The organism is Stenotrophomonas sp. WED208 (assembly GCF_040984485.1).
In the GTDB taxonomy this organism is placed as follows: domain Bacteria; phylum Pseudomonadota; class Gammaproteobacteria; order Xanthomonadales; family Xanthomonadaceae; genus Stenotrophomonas; species Stenotrophomonas riyadhensis.
In genome coordinates, this window is record NZ_JAZARB010000001.1 from 2961349 (window position 1) to 2980621 (window position 19273).

At 66.8% G+C, this 19273-nt stretch carries 24 protein-coding genes; 3 read left to right on the forward strand and 21 right to left on the reverse strand.

All coding sequences use genetic code 11. The features are described from left to right. Window positions 1–11 precede the first annotated feature (11 nt). The 6 genes from hfq to rlmE form a co-directional block, all read right to left on the reverse strand. The gene (gene hfq, locus VPH47_RS13275; RefSeq protein WP_004152891.1) at window positions 12–287 is read right to left on the reverse strand and encodes an RNA chaperone Hfq; all 276 of its coding nucleotides are present in this window, start codon (window positions 285–287) and stop codon (window positions 12–14) included. 96 nt (window positions 288–383) lie between these two features. Continuing rightward, window positions 384–1337, reverse strand: coding sequence for a tRNA (adenosine(37)-N6)-dimethylallyltransferase MiaA (miaA, locus tag VPH47_RS13280; protein ID WP_180859969.1), 954 nt, complete (start codon window positions 1335–1337; stop codon window positions 384–386). Next, the gene (folP, locus tag VPH47_RS13285; RefSeq protein ID WP_368851015.1) at window positions 1337–2233 is read right to left on the reverse strand and encodes a dihydropteroate synthase; all 897 of its coding nucleotides are present in this window, start codon (window positions 2231–2233) and stop codon (window positions 1337–1339) included. Before folP ends, miaA begins: the two co-directional genes overlap by 1 nt. A gap of 554 nt (window positions 2234–2787) precedes the next feature. Further along, window positions 2788–2973: a hypothetical protein gene (locus tag VPH47_RS13290; protein ID WP_110711848.1), complete on the reverse strand. Its 186-nt coding sequence runs from the start codon at window positions 2971–2973 to the stop codon at window positions 2788–2790. Between the two features lie 102 nt (window positions 2974–3075). After that, entirely contained in the window at window positions 3076–5010 is a 1935-nt protein-coding gene (gene ftsH, locus VPH47_RS13295; RefSeq protein ID WP_010485966.1) for an ATP-dependent zinc metalloprotease FtsH, read from the reverse strand. Between the two features lie 69 nt (window positions 5011–5079). Further along, a complete protein-coding gene (gene rlmE, locus VPH47_RS13300; protein WP_005409014.1) occupies window positions 5080–5712 on the reverse strand; it encodes a 23S rRNA (uridine(2552)-2'-O)-methyltransferase RlmE in 633 nt (210 codons plus the stop codon). A gap of 65 nt (window positions 5713–5777) precedes the next feature. Between rlmE and yhbY the strand changes: the two genes are divergently transcribed. Both yhbY and VPH47_RS13310 read left to right on the forward strand, forming a co-directional pair. Continuing rightward, window positions 5778–6083, forward strand: coding sequence for a ribosome assembly RNA-binding protein YhbY (gene yhbY, locus VPH47_RS13305; RefSeq protein WP_004152868.1), 306 nt, complete (start codon window positions 5778–5780; stop codon window positions 6081–6083). Between the two features lie 13 nt (window positions 6084–6096). Beyond that, window positions 6097–6471 (forward strand): Mth938-like domain-containing protein, encoded by a 375-nt coding sequence (locus VPH47_RS13310; protein WP_180848191.1) that lies wholly within the window; start codon window positions 6097–6099, stop codon window positions 6469–6471. Window positions 6472–6498: 27 nt separating this feature from the next. Here the strand turns inward: VPH47_RS13310 and VPH47_RS13315 are convergent, their stop codons facing one another. The 5 genes from VPH47_RS13315 to surE form a co-directional block, all read right to left on the reverse strand. Further along, the gene (locus VPH47_RS13315; RefSeq protein WP_368851017.1) at window positions 6499–6987 is read right to left on the reverse strand and encodes a hypothetical protein; all 489 of its coding nucleotides are present in this window, start codon (window positions 6985–6987) and stop codon (window positions 6499–6501) included. 560 nt (window positions 6988–7547) lie between these two features. Then, complete coding sequence (locus VPH47_RS13320) at window positions 7548–8333, reverse strand: peptidoglycan DD-metalloendopeptidase family protein (protein ID WP_368851018.1); 786 nt, start codon at window positions 8331–8333, stop codon at window positions 7548–7550. Next, window positions 8330–8944: a YqaA family protein gene (locus tag VPH47_RS13325; protein ID WP_049400381.1), complete on the reverse strand. Its 615-nt coding sequence runs from the start codon at window positions 8942–8944 to the stop codon at window positions 8330–8332. The genes VPH47_RS13320 and VPH47_RS13325 overlap by 4 nt, the downstream gene beginning before the upstream one ends. Before the next feature lie 18 nt (window positions 8945–8962). Then, the gene (locus tag VPH47_RS13330; RefSeq protein ID WP_110711845.1) at window positions 8963–9640 is read right to left on the reverse strand and encodes a protein-L-isoaspartate(D-aspartate) O-methyltransferase; all 678 of its coding nucleotides are present in this window, start codon (window positions 9638–9640) and stop codon (window positions 8963–8965) included. Continuing rightward, entirely contained in the window at window positions 9637–10416 is a 780-nt protein-coding gene (gene surE / locus VPH47_RS13335; protein WP_075674796.1) for a 5'/3'-nucleotidase SurE, read from the reverse strand. The genes VPH47_RS13330 and surE overlap by 4 nt, the downstream gene beginning before the upstream one ends. Before the next feature lie 209 nt (window positions 10417–10625). Between surE and VPH47_RS13340 the strand changes: the two genes are divergently transcribed. After that, window positions 10626–11165, forward strand: coding sequence for a Smr/MutS family protein (locus tag VPH47_RS13340; protein WP_180860893.1), 540 nt, complete (start codon window positions 10626–10628; stop codon window positions 11163–11165). A 69-nt stretch (window positions 11166–11234) separates the two neighbouring features. Here the strand turns inward: VPH47_RS13340 and truD are convergent, their stop codons facing one another. The 10 genes from truD to VPH47_RS13390 all read right to left on the reverse strand — a co-directional run bounded on the left by truD (window position 11235) and on the right by VPH47_RS13390 (window position 19128). Next, window positions 11235–12266 carry a tRNA pseudouridine(13) synthase TruD gene (gene truD / locus VPH47_RS13345; protein WP_312591083.1) on the reverse strand — a complete coding sequence of 344 codons (1032 nt, stop codon included), beginning with the start codon at window positions 12264–12266 and terminating at the stop codon, window positions 11235–11237. Then, window positions 12263–12760 carry a 2-C-methyl-D-erythritol 2,4-cyclodiphosphate synthase gene (ispF, locus tag VPH47_RS13350; protein WP_368851020.1) on the reverse strand — a complete coding sequence of 166 codons (498 nt, stop codon included), beginning with the start codon at window positions 12758–12760 and terminating at the stop codon, window positions 12263–12265. The genes truD and ispF overlap by 4 nt, the downstream gene beginning before the upstream one ends. A gap of 34 nt (window positions 12761–12794) precedes the next feature. Further along, complete coding sequence (ispD, locus tag VPH47_RS13355) at window positions 12795–13493, reverse strand: 2-C-methyl-D-erythritol 4-phosphate cytidylyltransferase (protein WP_368851022.1); 699 nt, start codon at window positions 13491–13493, stop codon at window positions 12795–12797. Further along, the gene (ftsB, locus tag VPH47_RS13360; protein WP_110711842.1) at window positions 13490–13843 is read right to left on the reverse strand and encodes a cell division protein FtsB; all 354 of its coding nucleotides are present in this window, start codon (window positions 13841–13843) and stop codon (window positions 13490–13492) included. The genes ispD and ftsB overlap by 4 nt, the downstream gene beginning before the upstream one ends. Before the next feature lie 4 nt (window positions 13844–13847). After that, window positions 13848–15140: a phosphopyruvate hydratase gene (gene eno / locus VPH47_RS13365; RefSeq protein ID WP_368851023.1), complete on the reverse strand. Its 1293-nt coding sequence runs from the start codon at window positions 15138–15140 to the stop codon at window positions 13848–13850. A 96-nt stretch (window positions 15141–15236) separates the two neighbouring features. Beyond that, on the reverse strand, window positions 15237–15566 hold the full coding sequence (locus VPH47_RS13370; RefSeq protein WP_110711841.1) for a hypothetical protein: 330 nt from the start codon (window positions 15564–15566) through the stop codon (window positions 15237–15239). Then, window positions 15566–15913 carry a hypothetical protein gene (locus tag VPH47_RS13375; protein ID WP_368851024.1) on the reverse strand — a complete coding sequence of 116 codons (348 nt, stop codon included), beginning with the start codon at window positions 15911–15913 and terminating at the stop codon, window positions 15566–15568. The genes VPH47_RS13370 and VPH47_RS13375 overlap by 1 nt, the downstream gene beginning before the upstream one ends. Continuing rightward, window positions 15910–16740, reverse strand: a complete 831-nt coding sequence (gene kdsA / locus VPH47_RS13380) for a 3-deoxy-8-phosphooctulonate synthase (RefSeq protein ID WP_110711839.1) — start codon at window positions 16738–16740, stop codon at window positions 15910–15912. The genes VPH47_RS13375 and kdsA overlap by 4 nt, the downstream gene beginning before the upstream one ends. 89 nt (window positions 16741–16829) lie before the next feature. Further along, the gene (locus VPH47_RS13385; protein WP_032130113.1) at window positions 16830–18494 is read right to left on the reverse strand and encodes a CTP synthase; all 1665 of its coding nucleotides are present in this window, start codon (window positions 18492–18494) and stop codon (window positions 16830–16832) included. Window positions 18495–18894: 400 nt separating this feature from the next. Further along, window positions 18895–19128, reverse strand: coding sequence for a hypothetical protein (locus VPH47_RS13390; protein WP_014036734.1), 234 nt, complete (start codon window positions 19126–19128; stop codon window positions 18895–18897). Between the last annotated feature and the right edge of the window lie 145 nt (window positions 19129–19273).

Genomic DNA, 19273 nt, shown 5'->3' on the forward strand with positions numbered 1-19273 from the left:
CCGCTCCGGTATTACTCGTCTGCTTCATCACCTGCCTGACCACCTTCACCCGACTGCACGTAACCACCGCCCGGACCGACCTTCACGTTGCGTGCCGGAACGACCGTGGAAATGGCGTGCTTGTAGACCATCTGACTGACCGTGTTGCGCAGCAGGACCACGAACTGGTCGAACGACTCGATCGTGCCCTGCAGCTTGATGCCGTTCACCAGGTACACCGAAACCGGCACGCGTTCGCGCCGCAGTGCGTTCAAGAAAGGATCCTGCAGCGATTGCCCCTTGGACATTGCACACTCCTGATTATTGTTCTTATTGGGTTGCCGACGGTTGCCACGGCCCCCGAGCCGCCCGCCGACCGATGATGTTACACGGCTGGCGGGGGTTCAGCGTGCGACGAAGGTCGACACCGCGCCGGCAAGGCGCTCGTGGTCGATATGGGGGTCGAACCAGCGCGCATCAAGCTCGCCGCGCAGCCAGGTCAGCTGGCGCTTGGCCAGCTGGCGGGTGGCGAAGATGGCCTTGTCACGGAAGCGGGCAGCATCGCCCTCCCCGTCCAGGTACTCCCAGGCCTGGCGATAGCCGACCGCGCGCACTGCCGGCAGGTCCAGCGGCGCCTCCACGGCAGCCATTTCCGGCATCGCGCGCAACGCCCGCACCTCGTCGAGGAAGCCCTGCGCCAGCATGGCGTCGAAGCGTGCCTCGATGCGCTGGTGCAGCACCGCGCGGTCACGCGGCGCCAGGATCAGCTTGAGGGTGCGCACCGGCAACGGCGCCACGCCCGGCCGGCGCTGCCATTCAGTGATGGGGGTGCCGGTCAGGCGATAGACCTCCAGCGCCCGCTGGATGCGCTGCGGGTCGGTAGCATGGATGCGTGCGGCCGCCGCCGGATCGACCTGGGCCAGCTCTGCGTGCAGTGCCGCCCAGCCACGCTCGGCCGCCTCGGCGCTGAGTGCTTCGCGCATCGCCGGATCGGCCTCCGGCATCGGCGACAGGCCCTGCAACAGGGCGCGGAAGTACAGGCCAGTGCCACCGGCCAGGATCGGCATCTTGCCGCGTGCCACGATGTCGGCCACGACCCGGCCGGCATCGGCGGCGAATTCGGCTGCCGAGTAGGTCTGCCAGGGATCGCGCAGGTCCAGCAGATGGTGCGGCGCCTGTGCACGCTCGGCCGCATCAGGCTTGGCCGAGCCGATGTCCAGATGGCGGTATACCAGCGCCGAATCAACGCTGACGATTTCGCCATCCAGCTGCTTCGCCAGGGCGATCGCGGTGGCGGTCTTGCCACTGGCGGTCGGCCCCATGACGGCGATCGCCAGCGGCCGCCGGTCGATGCCCATCAGTCTTCGTCCGGCCAGCGGATCGTCGGCGTGGCGTCGGCGCGTGGCGTCGGCACCGCCTCGACCGCCTGCCAGATCTTCAGCGCATCCACAGTGGCGGCTACGTCATGCACGCGCACGATGCGCGCACCACGCTGCACCGCAATCAGGTGCGCGGCCACCGACGCGGCCACGCGTTCGGACGGCGTGTCGCGGCCGGTCAGTTCCCCCAGGCTGCGCTTGCGCGACAAGCCGGCCAGCATCGGCACGCCCAGTTCCAGGAAGCGCTCGGAGCGCGCCAGCAGGGTCATGTTGTGGGCGGTGGTCTTGCCGAAGCCGAAACCGAGATCGACCAGCAGGTTCTTCTTCGCAATGCCGGCCATCTCGGCAGCGAACAGGCGCTGCACCAGGAAGCCATGCACCTCGGCGACCACATCGTCGTAGTGTGGATCGGCCTGCATGTGGCCGGGTTCGCCCTGCATGTGCATCAGCACCACCGGCACGCCGGCTACAGCGGCGGCGTCCAGCGCCCCCTCCTGGCGCAGGCCGAAGATGTCGTTGATCATGCCGGCGCCAGCGGCCACCGCCGCACGCATCACCTCCGGCTTGAAGGTATCGATGCTGATCGGCACCTGGGTACGGGCGGCCAGCTGCTCGATCACCGGAATCACCCGGCGCAGCTCGTCCTCGACCGATACCGGGGCGGCGCCCGGACGGGTGGATTCGCCGCCGATATCGAGCAGGTCCGCGCCCTCCTCGACCAGCTTCAGGCCATGTGCGACCGCGGCCTCGGTGGTGTCGTGCGCGCCGCCATCGGAGAACGAATCCGGGGTGACGTTGACGATGCCCATGACCTGGGCACGGTCGAGGCGCAGGATGCGGCCGGCGCAATCGAGCTGGGGCGAGGTATCGAACATGGGCAATCCTGCAGGGACAACGGCGGGTAGTTTAGTTCGGCAGGGCGGCGCCCTGCACCCGCAGAGGCCAGAGCGACAACAACAGCCGGAGCAGCAGCAGGTTTGCTGAGGAATGGCGGGGTGGGTCCGGTTGCGGGGGACGCTGCAAGTACGTCCATGTAAGCTCGGTCGCCGCATCCATGCGGCTCACGCCCCCGCAACCGGACCCACCCCGCCTTCGACAGTTGCTCGCGAGCTGCCGGAGTGACTCTTGGGGTCAGATCCGTTTTCCTACGGAAAACGGATCTGACCCCATTCTTGTACATCGATATCTGACAGATGTGTCGACCAAGGTCGACACCTACCAACAGCTCCCGGAATCTGTCAGAGGTGGGGCGGTGTCGGATGGCGGGGTGTCAGCCGCATGGATGCGGCTGCCAAGCCCCCATGGATGGGTTCACGGCGTCCCCGCCATCCGACACCGCCCCGCCAAGCCACGGAATGTTGCTGTTGCTGTTGCTGTTGCTCTGGCTTGACGGCTTCGGCAGGTGCAGGGCGCAGCCCCGCCGATACCCTCAACGGCGGCGGCGCTTGCGGTCCACGTACAGGGTCCTGGCGATGCTCAGCACGATGCCGACACCGATACCCACCACGCAGCCCAGCAGCAGATTGTCGGCCCCCAGGCCCACACCCACGCCGACCACGGTGGCGATGACCATTTCGGCGTTGTGGGAAATCGGTTCGGGCTTCGGGGCGGACATGCGGGCTCCAGCGTCAGATCAGTTCTTCGGGATGGGCCAGTAGCCCGGAAACGACGAAGCCGGGTTGCCCCGGCCTCGTCTGGTGTCACGTGCAGCGGGCCGTCAGTGCGACTCGGCCGGGCCTGCGATCGGCGGCAGCGGACGGGCATCGCCGCCCTTGTCGTTGCCACCATCCTTGTTCGACTTGTTCCAGCCGGCCGGCGGCGGCGGATCGCGGCCTTCCATGATGGCGTCGATCTGCGGCGCGTCGATGGTCTCGTACTGCAGCAGCAGCTGGGACATCGCGTGCAGCTTGTCCAGGTTGGCCGTCATCAGCTCGGTGGTGCGTGCGTAAGCCTCGTCGAGGATGTTGCGCACTTCCTCGTCGATGCGGCGCGCGGTGTCGTTGGACACGCTCTTGTGCTGGGTGACCGAACGGCCCAGGAACACCTCGTCGTCCTCTTCACCATAGGCGATCGGGCCGAGCTGGTCGGACAGGCCCCACTTGGTGACCATGTTGCGGGCCATCTTGGTGGCGCGTTCGATGTCGTTGGAGGCGCCGGTGGTGACCTTGTCGGCACCGAAGATCAGCTCCTCGGCCACGCGGCCACCGTACAGCGAGCACAGCTGCGACTTGATCGCCACGCGGTTCATCGAGTACTTGTCGCCTTCCGGCAGGTACATGGTCACACCCAGCGCACGACCGCGCGGAATGATCGTGACCTTGTAGACCGGGTCATGCTCGGGCACCAGGCGGCCGACGATGGCGTGACCGGCTTCGTGGTAGGCGGTAAGGGTCTTCTCTTCTTCGCTCATGGCCATCGAGCGGCGCTCGGCACCCATCAGGATCTTGTCGCGGGCACGGTCGAAGTGGTCCATGCGGACCTCCTTCTCGTTGCCACGCGCGGCGAACAGGGCGGCCTCGTTGCAGAGGTTGGCCAGGTCGGCGCCGGAGAAGCCCGGGGTACCGCGCGCGATCACCATGGGCTCGACATCGTCGGCCAGCGGCAGCTTGCGCATGTGGACCTTCAGGATGTGCTCGCGGCCCTTCACGTCCGGCAGGCCGACCACGACCTGACGGTCGAAACGGCCCGGGCGCAGCAGCGCCGGATCCAGCACGTCCGGACGGTTGGTCGCAGCGATCACGATCACGCCTTCGCCACCTTCAAAACCGTCCATCTCGACCAGCAGCTGGTTCAGGGTCTGCTCGCGCTCGTCATGACCGCCGCCCAGGCCGGCGCCACGGTGGCGACCGACGGCGTCGATTTCGTCGATGAAGATGATGCAGGGGGCGTGCTTCTTGGCCTGCTCGAACATGTCGCGCACGCGGCTGGCGCCGACGCCGACGAACATTTCCACGAAGTCCGAACCGGAGATCGAGAAGAACGGCACCTTGGCTTCGCCAGCGATGGCCTTGGCCAGCAGCGTCTTGCCGGTACCCGGGGGGCCGACCATCAGCACGCCGCGCGGAATCTTGCCGCCCAGCTTGGTGAACTTGGACGGGTCGCGCAGGAAGTCGACCAGCTCGCCCACTTCTTCCTTGGCCTCGTCGCAGCCGGCGACGTCGGCGAAGGTGACCTTGATCTGGTCTTCGCCCTGCAGCTTGGCGCGCGACTTGCCGAAGGACATCGCGCCCTTGGCACCGCCGCCACCGCCCTGCATCTGGCGCATGATGAACAACCAGAAGCCGATGATCAGGATGACCGGCAGGAAATTCATCAGGATCGCGCCGAGGGAAATGCCGCTGGACGGCTCCTCCTGCACGATTTCCACGTTCTTGGTACGCAGCACGTTGATCAGGTCACGATCGAACGGCGCGGTGATAGTGGACGACTGCCCACCGCGGGTGGTGTAGGTCAGCTGGCTGGTGCCGCCGCGCATGTCGCCACCAAAGGCGACCTTCTGCACGTTGCCGCTGTCCACCTGGTCCAGGAACTGCGAGTACGACGCGCCCTGCGCGCCGGCCCCGGAGGACTTCGGCGAGAAGCTCTGGAAGACCACCATCAGCACGACGGCGACGACCACCCATAGCAGGAGGTTCTTGGTCAAGTCGTTCATCCTCATTGGCTCCGGTGTTCCTCTCAGTGCTGGCGTTGCGTTGGGGTCGAACTTGCGTACATTGCGAGCTTACTTCATGTGGGCGCGTTTTCCCTGACCCAAGGCATACACCTCGGGAGAGCGCTTGCGCGAGGCTTCCGGCTTGCGGATGGAGACCTTGTCGTACCGGCGGCGCATGTCGCGCACGTAGTCGTCAAAGCCCTCACCCTGGAACAGCTTGATCAGGAACGCCCCACCGGTCTTCAGGTGGTTGTCGGCAAAATCCAGGGCCAGCTCCGCCAGGTGCATCATCCGCGGCTGGTCGACCGCGCCTACACCACTCTTATTGGGGGCCATGTCCGACAGCACAAGGTCTACCGGCTGATCCCCGAGCATGGCTTCAAACTGCGATAGGACGGCTTCTTCCCTGAAGTCACCATGAAGGAACTCCACGCCGGCCAGCGGCGGCATGTCCAGGATATCCAGGGCCAGCACGCGGCCGGTGTCGCCGATCTGTCTCCGAACCTGCTGAGACCATCCACCCGGGGCCGCACCGAGGTCGACCACCACCATGTGCGGCTTCAGCAACCGGTCACGTTCAAGCAGCTCTTCGAGCTTGTAGGCCGCGCGCGAGCGCATGCCTTCGGCCTGGGCCTTCTTCACGAAGGGGTCGGAGAAGTGTTCCTTGAGCCAGCGCTGGCTGCTTTTGCTGCGGGTAGCCATTGAAAATAGGGGCTGATGGGGTCCTCATGATACCCTGATCGCCCCATTCAACCGTGTTTTCCTGCATGTCCATCGCCCTGACCGCTTCCCAGACCCGTTTCCTGCGCGGCCAAGCCCACGACCTGAAGGCCCTGCTGCAGACCGGCGGCAAGGGCGTGACCCCGGCCTTCATCGCTGAGCTGAACGAAGTGCTGGAGCGCCACGAGCTGGTCAAGGTGAAGGTCGCTGCCGAGGATCGCGACGCCCGTGACGTGATGATCGGCGAGATCGTCGAAGCCACCGAGAGCGCACTGGTGCAGCGCATCGGCCACGTCGCCGTGCTGTACCGCCCGAGCAAGGAACAGCGCCAGATCGTGCTGCCGCGCGGCTGATCGCCCTACTGCCATGCAGCTGAACCACGAACCGCCGGATTACGCCTACAGCCTGCGCGCGGCCGACGGCCGTTCGGCCCGGGTCAACGACCAGGTGCTGGGCAGCAGCTTCTTCCTGACCCCGGACCAGCTGGTCACGCAATGGCCGGTGGTGAGCGCCACCACGTTGCAGGTGGCCGACCTGGAGCCGATCCTGGCGCTGAATCCGGCGCTGATCGTGCTCGGCACGGGTGACCGCCAGGTGTTCCCGCCGGCGGTGGTGATGGCCGCCTGCCTGTCACGCGGCATCGGCCTGGAAGTGATGAACAATCCGGCCGCCGCACGCACCTTCAACATCCTGGCCGGCGAAGGCCGCAAGGTCGCGGCTGCTTTCATTCTGGAAGGCTGAGGTCGAGGCGTCGGGCGCGCCCCGGCGCTAGCCGCCAGAAGCGGTGCAGCGGAAGGCCGAGAACTGCTTCAGTCGCCCGATCAGGTTGCCGCCCTGCCCCCAACGGATATCCATGACCTTCCAGTCATGGTCCTGCCGCTGCAGCAGGACCCGGTCGGTCCAGCGATAGTCACCCACCGCCATTTCGACGGGCACCCAGCTGGCATCGCCGCTCGTCGCGGGCAGCCCCACCTTTACCGCTTCCGGCCGATCCGGCGCCATGAGATACGGGCTCTGGTCCAGCATGTGCGGCTTTTCGTCAGGCGCCGCCAGCGCGGTGCAGGCCTGTTCATACGCACGCTGCGCATCGACGGCTGAGCGCAGGGCATCGCCCAGCAGCGGCGCAATCGCGGACTGGTCTGGCCCACTGGCCTGCAGAGCGGCGTAGAAACGGGTGGCAACCTCGTGCGGATCGCTGGCGGCGGTTGCCAGCGCCGGGATGGCAAGCAACGCCAGAATGGGAAGGCGGCGGGTCATGCGGCACCACAGGCGATTGGGTCTGCAGCAGGATGCCGCGTTCGCGGTTGCCCGGGAAGATGGAGATGCGGCAATCAGGGTCGTAAACGGCCATTACCGTTCAGTATGGGCGCACGCCGGGCATGGCTCAGCCCTACCCTGGATCACACGTGGCCTGTAGCGCCCGAGCCCATGCTCGGGCGGCGCCGCATCGCGGCGAAGAGCAGCCGAGCGTGGCTCGGCTCTACATATGCAAGCCCGGCACTACCCGTCTCTGCCTGCGTCAGCGTGCCGGCAGGTACTGCTGGGGGTCGACCGGCTTGCCGTTGTAGCGGGTGAGCCGAGGACGTTTGCGGCCCATGGGCCGCGCCGCTGGCGAACGCCCGGCGCGCTGCGCCGGGCCGGGGATCCGCCCAGATGGCGAATCGACGATCAGCGTGCCGGCAGGTACTGCTGCGGGTCGACCGGCTTGCCGTTGTAGCGGGTGAGCCGAGGGCGTTTGCGGCCCATGGGCCGCGCCGTTGGCGAACGCCCGGCGCGCTGCGCCGGGCCGGGGATCCGCCCAGATGGCGAATCGACGATCAGCGTGCCGGCAGGTACTGCTGGGGGTCGACCGGCTTGCCGTTGTAGCGGATCTCGAAGTGGACCATGTCGCGGTTCGCACCGGTACGACCCATCTCGGCAATCTGGTCACCGGCCTTCACGCTCTGCCCTTCGTTCACCAGGCGCTTGCGGTTGTGGCCGTAGGCCGACAGCCACTGGTCGCTGTGCTTGATGATGATCAGCTCGCCATAGCCGACCAGGCCGGCACCGGAGTACACCACCACGCCGTTGGCGGTGGCCTTGACTGCCTGGCCGCTGGTGCCGGCGATGTCCACGCCCTGCTTGGTCGCGTCACCTGCAACGTAGCGGCCGACGATCGCGCCATCGGCCGGCCAGCGCCAGGCGATGTTGCTCTTCACCGGGCCAACCGGCGCCGGGGCTGGTGCGGTGCTGCCGGTGCTGTTGCCACCCGAGCGCGGCGGGGTGACCACCGTGGTGGGCGCGCGACCGCCGCTGGCACCGGCCGGATACAGCCGGATCACCTGCCCCGGATAGATCGTCGAGGGGTTGTCCAGGCTGTTCCAGGCGATCAGGTCCGCCGGGGTGATGTCATGGATACGGGCCAGTGCATAGATGGTGTCGCCCTTGCGCACCACCACGGTCTGCCCGGGCTTGGGCACCGAGGACTTCGGCGTGGTCACGCCACCACCAGTGCTGCCACCGCCGGGGCGAACCACGGTAGCGGTGCCACAGGCGGCCAGGGTGGAAACCAGCAACACCAGCGCGCCGATGCGCACTCCCTTGCTCAGACGATCAGGACTCATGCGAACTTCGACCTCCATACAAGCCAGGCGATCAGCACCACCACCAATGCGGTGGCGATCCAGCCCAGCGGTTCAATCCAGCGACGCAGCGCCGCTTCGGCACGCGCACCACCGATACGGATGACCGCGGCCAGCACGAACACGCGCTTGCCGCGACCGATCAGCATGCTCAGCAGGTACTGCGGCATCGGTACGCCGACGATACCCGATGCCCACGTGAAGACCTTCATCGGGATCGGCATGAAGCCGCCCAGCACCAGGAAGGTGAACACCGCCCACGGCGATTCAGCCATCTTCGCCTGCACGGTGGTGATCCCCTGCTCGATGGCCGGAAGCATGCCCAGCGCCTCGAACAGCGGCTTGATCGCCTCGAAGGCGAAATGGCCCAACGCATAGCCGATCAGCGCGCCGGCCATCGAGCCGGCCAGGCTGAGGGTGGCAAACCACCAGCCACGCTTGGGCTGGGCCACGCACATCGGTGCCAGCATCACTTCCGGCATCACCGGGAAGATGATCGCCTCGAAGAAGCTCAGCACCGTCAGGTAGGTTGGCGCGCGCTCGTGCGCGGCCCACTTCATCGCCCGCTCGTACAGCGGCCCGAAAATCTTCATGCAACCCTGCTCCGTGGATTAGTCGAGCATGCCAGACAGCAGCGGTACGAAGGTGACCGGCGCCAGCACGTGTTGTTCGATGCTGCCGTCAGCCTTGCGATCCAGCTGTACCAGCGACTGCGCGCTGGGGCCGCCGACCGGAGCCACCAGGCGACCGCCTTCGGCAAGCTGCTCGATCAGCACATCGACCAGCGCCGGCGCCGCTGCAGTGACCACGATGGCATCGAACGGACCGTGCTCGGCCCAACCAACGCGACCATCGTCATGCTTGGTGCGGATGTTCATGCCCAGCGCGCGGAAGCGCTTGCGCGCCTGCCGCAGCAGATCGCCGATGCGCTCCACGGTGTAGACCTCCAGGCCCAGCGCACCAAGGATGGCGGCCTGGTAGCCGGAGCCGGTGCCCACTTCCAGCACCCGTTTCGGCGCCACCTGGAGAACGGCCTCGGTCATCCGCGCGACCACCCAGGGCTGCGAAATGGTCTGGCCGTGGCCGATCGGCAGCGCGGTGTCTTCATACGCACGCGAGGCCAGTGCCTCGTCGATGAACAGATGGCGCGGCACCACCCGGATCGCGTTCAAGGTGGATTCGTCGGCAATGCCCGCTTCGCGCAGGCGGTCGACCAGACGGTCGCGCACGCGCTGCGAGGTCATGCCGATACCAACGGCTTCCGGCTGCAGGCGCAGTCGCGGACTCATGCCGGCCGGTCCAGCGCGGCGCTGAGGCCGCCCACCCAGCTGGCCACCTTCTCCAGCGCCTGATAGCGGGTCAGGTCGACCTGGATCGGGGTGATCGAGATGTGGCCGGTGCGCACTGCATGGAAATCGGTGCCGGGGCCGGAGTCCTGCTCACGGCCGGCCGGGCCGATCCAGTACACCTCGTTGCCACGCGGATCCTTCTGCGCGATGCAGCCTTCGGCACGGTGACGGTTGCCGAGGCGGGTGACCTCGAAGCCCTTGACCTCGCTCCACGGCAGGTCCGGCACGTTGACGTTGAGGATGGTGTCGGCCGGCAGCGGGTCGGCCTTGAGCCGGGCGACGATCTCGACTGCGGCGCGCGCGGCGGTCTCGAAGTGCTTCGGATCGTGGTTGCGGCTGACCAGCGAAACCGCCACCGCCGGCAGGCCAAGGAAGCGGCCTTCCATCGCCGCCGAAACGGTGCCGGAGTAGATCACGTCATCACCGAGATTGGCGGCGTTGTTGATGCCGGACACGACAATGTCAGGCTCGAACTCGAGCAGCCCGGTCAGCGCCAGGTGCACGCAGTCGGTCGGGGTACCGGCCACCGAAACGGTGTAATGGTCGATGCGCTTGAGGCGGATCGGCAGGTCCAGGGTCAGAGAGTTGCTGGCACCGGAGCGGTCACGGTCGGGGGCGACCACCGTCACTTCGTGGCCGGCCTCGCGCAGCACCGAGGCAAGCATCCGGATGCCTGCGGCGTCGACGCCATCGTCGTTACTGACCAGGATTCGCATCTTCGATTTAACCGCTTGATTTTCCAAGAATTCGATTCCGTCACCGTGCAGTGTGGGCGGGACCGTCGTACTCCCCTGCGGAAGCCGTCGACCCTGCAAGGGCATCGTCTATTGTGCCGCATGCGAGCCGCCGGTCCTACCCTGTCGGCGGTCATGACCGACATCGAACCGTCATAGGCAGACCTGCGCCGGCGGTTTACCCTGTGCGCATGTCGCACCCTGATGACGAAGATCCGGCCGCATTGTTCCGTGCGGCCATCGGCGAAGTGACGCCACTGCGCAAGGACGCCGAGCCGGCGCCTGCCGCGCCCCGGCCGAAGCCGCGCGCGCGCATGGCCGAACGTGACGAGGCCGAAGCCGCCGGCGAATTCGCCCGACTGCTGCGCGACAGTACGCCGCTGGAAGCCGGTGACGTAGCCAGCTATCGCCGAGACAATCTGCCACCGCGCCTGTTCCAGCGCCTCAAGCGTGGCCAGTACTCGGTGCAGGACGAGCTGGACCTGCACGGCGCCACCGCTGCGCAGGCCGAGACGCTGTTGCGCCAGTTCCTGCTGGAGGCACATGCACACGACTATGGCTGCGTGCGCATCATCCATGGCAAGGGATTGCAGTCCGATGGCGGTGCGCCGGTGCTGAAGAACCTGGTCGATCGCCTGCTGCGGCTGCGCAACGACGTGTTGGCATTTCACTCGGCACCGACCGGACAAGGCGGTACCGGCGCGATGCTGGTGCTGCTGGCGCGCAGATGAAAAAGGGGACGGAGGGAATTAAGTCGTTTGTGGCACAAACGACTTAATTCCCTCCGTCCCCTTTTCCTGTCAGGCCTGAGAGGCGTCTTCGACCGGGCCGAGCTCGTGCAGCACGGCGGTGGCGTAGCAGCCTGGGGGCAGTGCGAACGACAGTTCCAGCACGTCGTCGGCCAGCCACTGGTGCTGCAGCAGCGCCGGACGTAGGCGCAGCGCGCGGCGCTCCTGCTTCAGGCGCGCGTCTTCCAGGCCGGCCCGCAGCGCCTTCGACTCGTCGTCGGCGAGCGCGGCCAGCTCCAGCTCACGTGCTGCGTCGGTGCTGCGCAGCTCGCCTTCGCCCCACAGCGGCGCGCTGGGATGGATGTCGAAACGCGCCAGTCGCTCGGCCAACACGTCGGTGTACGGCTCGGGTCCGAACACGCTGCGGCTGCCATCGAGCATCCACACTTCGCCATCGAGCGGCTGATCCCAGTTGCCCTGCTCCACGCGCGCGGCCAGCACGCGGTTGAACAGCGCCGAACGGGCGGCTGACAGCAGCAGCGAACGCTGGTCCTTGCGCATGCGGCGGCCACCGAACATCGCCAATGCCGCCGGTACGTTGCCGCCGTCGCGGCCAAAGCGCTGTTCGCCGAACCAGTTCGGCAGGCCTCGCTCGGCAATCTGCTGCAGGCGCTCGCTGATCGCCGTGGCATCGCCCTGCACCTCGCGCAGCACCAGCTTGAAGCGGTTGCCGGCCAGTGCGCCACGCTGCAGCTTGCGGTTGTGCCAGGTGGCTTCGAGCACTTCGATTTCGTCACTGGCCAACTCGGCCAGATCCGGCGCAATGCGCTTGGGCAGGTGCACGCTGAAACGCTGGGTGGTGACCGCGTGGCGGTCTTTCATCCCGGCGTAGCTCACCGCCATTTCCGGCAGACCGGCCCACTTGGCCAGCAGCTTGGCCACATGCACGGTGTTGGCGCCGCGCTTGCGGATGTGCAGCAGCAAGTGTTCGCCTTCACCGGTGGCTTCGAAGGCCGGCAGTTCGTCAACCTGGAAATCGTCCGGCGTGGTGCGGATGCGCGCCGTCAACAACGGCGCACCAAACGCCAACGGCAGCGGGATCATGCCGCCACCAGCAGTACCACCGCCTGTGCGGCGATGCCTTCGCCACGGCCGGTGAAGCCCAGCTTCTCCGACGTGGTGGCCTTGACGCTGACCGCGTCCAGCGGCAGCTGCAGCAGCCCGCCGATGCGCTCACGCATGGCCAGCGCATGCGGGCCGACCTTCGGACGCTCACAGATCACGGTGATGTCAGTGTTGCCGACACGCCAACCGCGCTCACGCAGCAGGCTGTCACAGTGACGCACGAAATCGCTGCTGTCGGCGCCCTTCCAGCGGTCGTCACTCGGCGGGAAATGCTGGCCGATATCGCCCAGCGCCAACGCGCCGAGCATGGCATCACACAGGGCGTGGAGGATCACGTCGCCATCGCTGTGCGCGAGCACGCCGCAGCTGTGCGGCACGTTCACGCCGCCAAGCATGATCTGGTCGCCTTCACCGAAGGCATGGACGTCGTAGCCCTGGCCGATACGGACGGACGGGAACGGTGCGGTGCTCATGGATGCAACCCTTGCAACAGGGCCGCGCGGACGGTCAGCCGGCGCGGCGGGAAAGTACGAATTCGAACCGGTCCAGATCGGCCCGGGTGGTGACCTTGAAGTTGTCCTCGCTGCCTTCCACCAGCAGCGGGCGCTGGCCCTGGCGCTCCATGGCCATGGCCTCGTCGGTGACGTCAACACCGGCGGCCGCGGCTTCGGCCAGCGCGCGGCTGAGCTGGTGACGGCGGAACAGCTGCGGCGTCAGTGCACGCCACAGGCGCTCGCGCGGCTCGGTCCCATCGATGCCACCATCGTCGCCGGCACGCTTGAGGGTGTCGCGCACCGGTGCGGCCAGGATCGCCCCGACCGGATCGGCACGGCCGACTTCAAGCAGGCGGCCGAGATCGGCCAGCGACAGGTTCGGTCGCGCGGCATCGTGGACCAGCACGAATTCGTCGGCGCGCACCGAGTCCGGCAGCGCCTGCAGCCCGGCCAGCACCGAGGCGGCACGGGTCGCGCCGCCGATGCAGGTCAGCACCGGCTTGCCGGCCCACTCACTCCAGCCCGGCCAGTCGGCATCGTCCTGGCCGATCACCACCATCGCCCCGGCCACGGCCGGGTGTGCCAGCAGCGCGTCCAGCGTGTGGGCGAGCAGGATCTGCCCGCCGGCCTGCAGGTACTGCTTGGGCAGCGGCGCACCGAAGCGGGTGCCGCGGCCAGCGGCCGGAACAACGACCCAGATCGCCGCGCTCATGGCACGTCTGCCGGGTGTTCGCCGGCCTGGGCATTGACGCCTGCGGCAGGCTGCACCGGACGGACCGGCGCATCCTCGACCACGCGGTAGAACTTCTCGCCGGGCTTGATCATGCCCAGCTCGCTGCGCGCGCGTTCCTCGATGGCGGACTGGCCTTCCTTGAGGTCCTTCACTTCGGCAGCGAGCGCGTCGTTGCGCTGCTGCAGACCCTCATTGTCCCGCTCCTGGTTGGCGACCTGGGCTTCGAGCATCATTACTTCACCCGAGTTGCCCGGACCGAACCAGAAGCGGTACTGCAGCCAGCCCAGCAGCAGGGCCAGCACCAGCAGCATCCAGCGCCAGTCGCGCATCGGCTCAGCGCTTCAGCGAAACGAACGCGTCACGACCAGCGTAACGCGCGCTGGCGCCGAGGGCTTCCTCGATGCGCAGCAGCTGGTTGTACTTGGCCACGCGATCGCTGCGGCACAGCGAACCGGTCTTGATCTGGGTGGCGGTGGTGGCCACTGCGATGTCGGCGATGGTGGTGTCTTCGGTTTCGCCCGAACGGTGCGAGACCACGGCGGCATAACCGGCGCGGTCAGCCATGGCGATCGCTTCCAGGGTTTCGCTCAGGGTACCGATCTGGTTGACCTTGATCAGGATCGCGTTGGCGGTGCCCGAGTCGATGCCTTCCTGGAAGATCTTCGGGTTGGTCACGAACAGGTCGTCGCCGACCAGCTGGACCTTCTTGCCGATGCGGTCGGTCAGCAGCTTCCAGCCGGCCCAGTCGTTCTCGGCCAGGCCATCTTCAATCGTGATGATCGGGTACTGCGCAGCCCAGTCGGCGAGGAAGTCGACGAACTGTTCGGAGGTCAGGCGCTTGTTCTCGCCGACCAGGTTGTACTTGCCGTTCTCGAAGAACTCGCTGGAGGCCACGTCCAGGCCCAGCAGCACGTCTTCACCGGCGGTGTAGCCAGCCTTGCCGATCGCTTCGAGGATGGTGTCCAGCGCTTCGACGTTGCTGCGGAAGTCCGGCGCGAAGCCGCCTTCGTCACCGACCGCCGTGCTCAGGCCGTGGCCCTTCAGCACCGACTTCAGCGAATGGAAGATTTCGGTACCGGCACGCAGCGCTTCGGAGAACGAAGTGAAGCCGACCGGCAGCACCATGAATTCCTGGAAGTCGACGTTATTGTCGGCGTGCGCACCACCGTTGATGATGTTCATCATCGGCACCGGCAGCGACGGGGTCACGCCGGTCTTGGCGGCCAGGTACTGCCACAGCGCCTGCTTGTGCGATGCGGCGGCGGCGTGCGCAGCGGCCATCGAAACACCCAGCAGCGCGTTGGCGCCCAGGCGGCCCTTGTTCTCGGTGCCGTCGAGGTCGATCAGGCGACGGTCGAGGCCGGCCTGGTCGGTGGCTTCAAAACCCTTCAACGCATTGGCGATGGTGGTGTTGACGTTGTCGACAGCCTTGCGCACGCCCTTGCCCAGGTAACGGGTCTTGTCGCCATCACGCAGCTCGACCGCTTCCTTGGTGCCGGTCGAGGCGCCGGAGGGAACCGCGGCACGACCGAACGAACCGTCCTCCAGGATGACTTCGGCTTCCAGCGTGGGGTTGCCACGGCTGTCGAGGATTTCACGGGCGTGGATGCTGCGGATCGTACTCATGGTCGGGCCGGTTACCTGTATGGAGAGGGGGCGACAAAACGAATGCCGCGTGATTATCCCCGGCTGCCCGCCACTTGCCAAATGGCGTGGGCGGCTTCAGCCCCAGCTGGACCCGATCACGATCAGGACCATCGACACCAGCATCACCAGCAATGCACCGGCAACTGCTGCCAGGATGGGGCCACGCCGCCGTCGCCAGGCCAGCACCATCGCCACCGGGCTGCCCAGGAAGGACAGCACCATCGTGACCAGCGCGCCCAGCAGCCACCACTGCGTTTCCTGCACGCCGTTGTTTCCGTCCCCCGGCGGCCGGAAACCGGACGTGAAGGCCAGCACGCCCACCACCAGGGCGATCCAGGTCAACACGGACAGCCCCAGCGCGATCAGGCCCCAGGGCCAGCCACGCGCCGATGTGGTCGTATTCATCAAAGCAATCCGTAGAACAGGGCACCCAGCCACAGCGAGAGCAGGATGATCGCCAGGCCAGCCGTCACCTTGCCGCGGTTCAGCCGCCAGGCCAGCACCGCGGCCGCGACGCAGCCCACCGCACCGAGCAGCTCCGCGACCAGCAGCGCAATGAAGTACGCGCGCAGATCGAGCGCGCTGCTGCCATCACACGGGGGGCGCACCGACGCGGCACCGATCAGCACCAGGCCAAACATGCCCACGGTGAACAGCACGGCCAGGCCCAGTGCGATCAGGCCCCAGGGCCACTGTTTCCAGTGCCGGCGGTGACGCTGGGCTTCCAGCGCCAGCCACGGGTCACGACTCACGCGAAGCGCGAGAAGCCGTGCTTCTTGGTCACCGCGTCGAGCTCCATCAGGGTCTCGAGCAGCGCTTCCATCTGGTCCAGCGGCCACGCATTGGGACCATCGGACAGGGCCTTGGACGGATCCGGATGGGTCTCGGCGAACAGGCCGGAGATGCCCACCGCCACGGCGGCACGGGCCAGCACCGGCACGTGTTCGCGCTGGCCGCCCGAACTGGTGCCCTGCCCGCCCGGCAGCTGCACCGAATGGGTGGCATCGAACACCACCGGGCAACCGGTATCGCGCATCACCGCCAGCGAGCGCATGTCGCTGACCAGGTTGTTGTAGCCGAAGCTGGCACCGCGTTCGCAGACCATGATCTGATCGTTGCCGGTGGCCTTGGCCTTCTCCACGACCGGCTTCATGTCCCACGGCGCCAGGAACTGGCCCTTCTTGATGTTGACCGGCTTGCCGGCCGAGCACACCTTGCGGATGAAGTCGGTCTGGCGGACCAGGAACGCCGGGGTCTGCAGCACATCCACCACCGAGGCCACTTCGTCCATCGGGGTGTATTCGTGGACGTCGGTCAGCACCGGCACGCCGATCTGCTTCTTGACCTCGGCCAGGACCTTCAGGCCCTCTTCCATGCCCGGGCCACGGAACGCGGTGCCCGAGGTGCGGTTGGCCTTGTCGAAGCTGGACTTGAAGATGAAGTTGACGCCGAGCTTGTCGGTGACTTCCTTCAACTTGCCGGCGGTATCGAGCTGCAGCTGCATCGACTCGATCACGCAGGGGCCGGCGATCAGGAACAGGGGCTGGTCCAGCCCGACCTCGAATCCACACAGTTTCATGGCGTTTCCTTGTTGTCCGCGGCACCGGCCGGGCCGGTGCGCTGGGGGTTGAAGCGTGCAAGATGGGGGCCAGCGGCCCCCATCACAAGTCAGGCACGGGCTTCCTGCAGCAGCTTGCCGCCGGCCTTGCGCTCGCGCGCGGCACGGATGAAACCGATGAACAGCGGGTGGCCATCACGCGGCGTGGACAGGAATTCCGGGTGCGCCTGGCAAGCCAGGAACCACGGGTGCGCATCGCGCGGCAGCTCCACCACTTCCACCAGGGTGTCGTCCATCGACTTGCCGGCGATCACCAGGCCCGCATCTTCCAGTTGGGTGCGGTAGCGGTTGTTGAACTCGTAGCGGTGGCGGTGGCGCTCGGCAACCACGTCCTTGCCGTACAGCTCGCGGGCCAGCGTGCCCGGCTTCAGGCGCTGCTCCTGCAGGCCCAGGCGCATGGTGCCACCGAGGTCGCTCTTGTCATCACGCTTTTCGACGTCGCCGGTTGCCGTGCGCCACTCAGTGATCAGGCCGATCACCGGGTTCGGCGACTGGCGGTCGTTCTCGGTGCTGTTGGCACCCTCCAGGCCGACCACGTTGCGGGCGTAATCGACGACGGCCGCCTGCATGCCGTAGCAGATGCCGAAGTACGGCACGTGCTGCTCGCGGGCGAACTTCGAGGTCAGCACCTTGCCCTCGAAACCACGGTCACCGAAGCCACCCGGCACCAGGATGCCGTCGACATCGGCCAGTGCGGCCATGTCGGTGCCTTCCAGGTCCTGTGCTTCCAGCCACTTCAGGTTGACCTTGGTGCGCTGGCGCAGGCCGCCGTGCTTCAGTGCTTCGCCGACCGACTTGTAGGCGTCCTGGTGGTCGACGTACTTGCCGACCACGGCGATGGTCACTTCGTCCAGCGGATGCAGGGTCGCGTCCACCGCGTCTTCCCACATCGACAGATCGACCGGACCGACCTTGTCGGCCAGCTTCAGCTGGTTGACCACGATCTCATCCAGGCCCTGCGCATGCAGGCCCGACGGAATGCGGTACAGCACATCCACGTCCGGCACGCTGATCACCGCGCGCTCGGAAACGTTGGTGAACTGGGCGATCTTGCGGCGCTCCGAATCCGGCACGGCCTGTTCCGAACGGCACAGCAGCACGTCCGGCTGGATGCCGATCGAGCGCAGCTCCTTCACCGAGTGCTGGGTCGGCTTGGTCTTCAGCTCACCGGCGGCGCCGATGTACGGCACCAGGGTGAGGTGCATGAACAGCGCCTTCTCCGGGCCACGCTCGGTGCGCACCTGGCGGATCGCTTCCAGGAACGGCAGCGACTCGATGTCGCCGACGGTACCGCCGATCTCGACCAGCGCCACGTCGTAGCCTTCGGTGGCTTCGTCGATGCAGCGGCGGATCTCGTCGGTGATGTGCGGAATGACCTGCACGGTCGCGCCCAGGTAGTCGCCGCGGCGCTCCTTGCGGATCACGTTCTCGTAGATGCGGCCGGTGGTGACCGAGTTCTTGCGGCTCAGGCGGGTACGCACGAAGCGCTCGTAGTGGCCCAGGTCGAGGTCGGTCTCGGCACCGTCGTCGGTGACGTAGACCTCACCGTGCTGGAACGGGCTCATGGTGCCCGGGTCGACGTTGATGTACGGGTCGAGCTTCATCATCGTGACCTTCAGGCCACGGGCTTCGAGAATGGCGGCCAGTGACGCAGCGGCAATGCCTTTGCCGAGCGAGGACACCACGCCGCCGGTTACGAAAATCAAGGGAGTCATGGCTGCAAGCATCCTGTCTGGAAATGGAAAACGGCAGCACCACGCGCACCCGGAGGGCAGGCATGGTGCTCGGAGGGGGTTTTCCGGTTCGCTGGGACAGCGAGGGAGGTGCGGATCCGCGCGGCGGCAGGCGCCGGACGGGGACCATCGTGCGAGGTCGGGGTGGCCGTGCCGGTCAATTCGACCGTCACCTGCGACCCGCCATGCTGGAAGCCACGCTTGGCCGCTCCAGCCCATTCGCAAATGGTGGACACGCACTTACTCCCGGAAAGCCATAGTTTACAGATTGATGGCCGCCAACCCAAGGGGCAGACGCCACGTTCCCAAAAAGAAACGCCCCGCTGAGCGGGGCGTTCCGGAGCGCAACCCTTGTCGCAAGGGCGCCTGGCAGGGGGCAGGATCAGCGCTTCTTGCGCGCTTCTTCCTCTTCTTCCTTCTGCGGGGCCGGCTGGCCCTGCGCCTTCATTTCGGCATTGGCCTGCGCGCGGCGCTTGGCCTTGGCATCGGCTTCGGCCTGCGCCTTGTCGGCCTGGTCACCCTGCTGCGGGGCCGGCTGGCCGGCGTTCTGCGCCACCACCAGCGGCACTGCAACGGCGGCAGCGGCCAGGATCGCAATGGTCAGCAACTTCTTCATGAGGTCCTCCTCGCGGTATGGCTTGGACGTTTCGACCCAACGGGGGTCGCCGGCGTTCAGATTCCAGCGACTGCCATTTTACCCCCTCTGCGTCGCCGAGACTGAACCGCAGGCGTGCAAAATCCCGTGCCAGACCCCACACTTG

Bases quoted from the DNA above. Each gene is read 5' to 3' on its own strand.
- hfq (WP_004152891.1), bottom strand. From the start codon at position 287: ATGTCCAAGGGGCAATCGCTGCAGGATCCTTTCTTGAACGCACTGCGG.
- miaA (WP_180859969.1), bottom strand. From the start codon at position 1,337: ATGGGCATCGACCGGCGGCCGCTGGCGATCGCCGTCATGGGGCCGACC.
- folP (WP_368851015.1), bottom strand. From the start codon at position 2,233: ATGTTCGATACCTCGCCCCAGCTCGATTGCGCCGGCCGCATCCTGCGC.
- VPH47_RS13290 (WP_110711848.1), bottom strand. From the start codon at position 2,973: ATGTCCGCCCCGAAGCCCGAACCGATTTCCCACAACGCCGAAATGGTC.
- ftsH (WP_010485966.1), bottom strand. From the start codon at position 5,010: ATGAACGACTTGACCAAGAACCTCCTGCTATGGGTGGTCGTCGCCGTC.
- rlmE (WP_005409014.1), bottom strand. From the start codon at position 5,712: ATGGCTACCCGCAGCAAAAGCAGCCAGCGCTGGCTCAAGGAACACTTC.
- yhbY (WP_004152868.1), top strand. From the start codon at position 5,778: ATGTCCATCGCCCTGACCGCTTCCCAGACCCGTTTCCTGCGCGGCCAA.
- VPH47_RS13310 (WP_180848191.1), top strand. From the start codon at position 6,097: ATGCAGCTGAACCACGAACCGCCGGATTACGCCTACAGCCTGCGCGCG.
- VPH47_RS13315 (WP_368851017.1), bottom strand. From the start codon at position 6,987: ATGACCCGCCGCCTTCCCATTCTGGCGTTGCTTGCCATCCCGGCGCTG.
- VPH47_RS13320 (WP_368851018.1), bottom strand. From the start codon at position 8,333: ATGAGTCCTGATCGTCTGAGCAAGGGAGTGCGCATCGGCGCGCTGGTG.
- VPH47_RS13325 (WP_049400381.1), bottom strand. From the start codon at position 8,944: ATGAAGATTTTCGGGCCGCTGTACGAGCGGGCGATGAAGTGGGCCGCG.
- VPH47_RS13330 (WP_110711845.1), bottom strand. From the start codon at position 9,640: ATGAGTCCGCGACTGCGCCTGCAGCCGGAAGCCGTTGGTATCGGCATG.
- surE (WP_075674796.1), bottom strand. From the start codon at position 10,416: ATGCGAATCCTGGTCAGTAACGACGATGGCGTCGACGCCGCAGGCATC.
- VPH47_RS13340 (WP_180860893.1), top strand. From the start codon at position 10,626: ATGTCGCACCCTGATGACGAAGATCCGGCCGCATTGTTCCGTGCGGCC.
- truD (WP_312591083.1), bottom strand. From the start codon at position 12,266: ATGATCCCGCTGCCGTTGGCGTTTGGTGCGCCGTTGTTGACGGCGCGC.
- ispF (WP_368851020.1), bottom strand. From the start codon at position 12,760: ATGAGCACCGCACCGTTCCCGTCCGTCCGTATCGGCCAGGGCTACGAC.
- ispD (WP_368851022.1), bottom strand. From the start codon at position 13,493: ATGAGCGCGGCGATCTGGGTCGTTGTTCCGGCCGCTGGCCGCGGCACC.
- ftsB (WP_110711842.1), bottom strand. From the start codon at position 13,843: ATGCGCGACTGGCGCTGGATGCTGCTGGTGCTGGCCCTGCTGCTGGGC.
- eno (WP_368851023.1), bottom strand. From the start codon at position 15,140: ATGAGTACGATCCGCAGCATCCACGCCCGTGAAATCCTCGACAGCCGT.
- VPH47_RS13370 (WP_110711841.1), bottom strand. From the start codon at position 15,566: ATGAATACGACCACATCGGCGCGTGGCTGGCCCTGGGGCCTGATCGCG.
- kdsA (WP_110711839.1), bottom strand. From the start codon at position 16,740: ATGAAACTGTGTGGATTCGAGGTCGGGCTGGACCAGCCCCTGTTCCTG.
- VPH47_RS13385 (WP_032130113.1), bottom strand. From the start codon at position 18,494: ATGACTCCCTTGATTTTCGTAACCGGCGGCGTGGTGTCCTCGCTCGGC.
- VPH47_RS13390 (WP_014036734.1), bottom strand. From the start codon at position 19,128: ATGAAGAAGTTGCTGACCATTGCGATCCTGGCCGCTGCCGCCGTTGCA.